Genomic DNA, 2,447 nt, shown 5'->3' with positions numbered 1-2,447 from the left:
CGGCCCGGCGGGCACCGAGCGGGTCGCGCGGCCACGGTGCCGTGCGCGGGGTCGCGGTCAGCGGGTTCTCGGTGCCGGCTTCCGGTGCGGGCGCCCAGGTCTCGATCACCCCGAGGTCCGGCTGCGCCTCCACGAGGTCGTGGAGTTCGGTCAGGAACGGCGACGGGCCCTTCGGTTCGCTTCCGGACTCGGCCCAGTGGTGGCCCGAGACGAACAGGGCCCGTTCGGTGCGGGTCAGCGCGACATAGAACAGGCGGCGGTCCTCGTCGAGCTTGCGCTGCTTGAGCGCGTCCTTGTGCGCGGAGATCGTGTTCTCGAGGACCTTGCGGTCGTAGACCTCGTCGAGGTGGAGTTGCGGGACCCCCTCCGTCGCAGTGCCGTCCGCGAAGATCTCGGAGCGGTCGCCGCGCAACTGCGGCGGTAGTTCCGTGACCGAGCCGAGCCACGTCGCCGCCGCGGTCGACGACGGGAAGACCCCGGCGCTGACGTGCGGCACGGCGACGACCTCCCATTCGAGGCCCTTGGCCGAATGCACCGTGAGAACCTGCACGCAGTTCGGGTCGACCTCCACCTCACCGGGTGCGAGGCCCTGCTCGATCTGTTCGGCGGCGGCGAGATAGGCGAGCAGCCCGGGAAGCGTGGCGTTGCCACGTCCGGCGTATCCGGCGACGACGTCGGCGAACGCGTCGAGGTGCTCGCGCCCGGTGACGCTGCCGCGGGTGTCGACACGGGCCTGCGCTTCGATACCGATGCCCAATACCCGTTCGACCTCGGCGACCAGTTCGGTCAGCGGCTGCCCGAGCCGTTCGCGCAGCGACGCCAGTTCCTTCGCGAGCGCGGTGATGCGGGCATACCCGAACTCCGAATAGTTCTGCGCTGCACCGGGATCGGAGATCGCGTCGGCGAGCCCGGCCTGTTCGGCCTGCTCGCCGGGAAGAGCGGCGTCGAGTGCGTCGTCGAGGGCCGCGGTGTCGTCGACCGCCCCGGTCACCGCGTACCGACCGCCGATCGCCAGCTCTCGGGCCCGCTGCCACAGCGCCGTCAGGTCGGCGGCACCGAGCTGCCAGCGGGCACCGGTCAGCACCCGCACCGCGGAGCTGCCGGCCATCGGGTCGGCCGCCAGCCGCAGCATCGCGATGACGTCGGCGACCTCCGGGGTGTGCAGCAGACCCCCGAGGCCGACGACCTCGACGGGAAGCCCCCGGGCCCGCAGCGCCTCCGCGATGGGCGCGGCATCGGCGTTGCGACGGACCAGCACGGCAGCGGTCGGCGGCTTGTCGCGACCGTCCGCGGTGTATTCGGCGGCGATCCGGTCGGCGATCCAGTTCCGTTCGGTCTCGATGTCGGGATGCAGCGCCAGCCGCACGTCACCGGGGTCGGCGCCCGGCCGCGGGCGCAGCGTGCTGACCTCGACGCCGCCGTATCGCAGCGGTTCGGTCACGTGGTTGGCCAGGGCCAGCGCTTCCGCGGGATTGCGCCAGCTGGTGAGCAGTTCGAGGATCGGCGCGGGCCGTCCCTGCACCGGGAAGTCGGCGGTGAACCGCGGCAGGTTGGCGGCGGAGGCACCGCGCCAACCGTAGATGGACTGCATGGGATCGCCGACCGCGGTCACGGCGAGATCCGGATCCTGGCCGCCACCGAACAACGACGACAACAGGATTCGCTGGGCGTGCCCGGTGTCCTGGTACTCGTCGAGCAGCACCACCCGGAATCGTTCGCGTTCGGTGCGGCCCACCTCCGGGTGGTCCTGCGCGACCCTCGCCGCGAGCGACATCTGGCTGCCGAAATCGAGTGCGCCCTCACGCCGCAGCGTCTCCGCAAGCCGCTGCACCAGGGGCAGCAACGCGATCCGGTCGTGCTGGGTCTCGAGGTAGCCGAGCAACGCCTTCGACGGTCCACCGCGCTGCCCCGGCCCCGCCGGCAACGTGTGGATCAGCTTGTCGAGCTCGGTGTGGGCCTCACGCAGGTCGTCGGGTTCGACGAGGTGCTCGGCGAGCTGACCGGACAGCGCGAGCACGGCCTCGGTGACGGCCGCGGGGTTGCGGTCGGTGTCGAGGTCACCGTCCCACGCGCTGACGACCCGATACGCCATCTGCCACAGCTCGGTTTCCGACAGAAGCGTCGCCGACGGCTCGATCGGCAACAGCAACCCGTGCTCCCCGAGCAGGCGTCCCGCGTACGCGTGGTAGGTGCTCACCTCCGGTTCGCTACCGAGAATGCGGCTGCGCAGCTCACCGCTGGGGTCCAGGTCGCGCACCAGCCGCGAGCCGGCGAGTTTCGCGAGGCGCGTGCGGATGCGGGTGGTCAGCTGCTGGGCCGCCTTGCGGGTGAACGTCAGTCCCAGCACCTGTTCGGGGGCGACGAATCCGTTCGCGACCAGCCACACCACGCGCGCAGCCATCGTTTCGGTCTTGCCGGCACCGGCTCCCGCGACCACGAGGGTCGGC

General features: G+C 71.6%; 1 protein-coding gene. It reads right to left on the bottom strand.

Translation table 11 applies throughout. The features are described 5' to 3' along the window. Positions 1-2,447 (bottom strand): ATP-dependent helicase (locus tag I0Q12_RS21015; protein ID WP_231611133.1); only part of this gene is annotated, 2,447 nt, incomplete at both ends.

The organism is Rhodococcus sp. CX, from assembly GCF_015865005.1.
Taxonomy (GTDB): Bacteria; Actinomycetota; Actinomycetes; order Mycobacteriales; family Mycobacteriaceae; genus Rhodococcus.
This window is presented reverse-complemented; position numbering and strand designations above follow the sequence as displayed.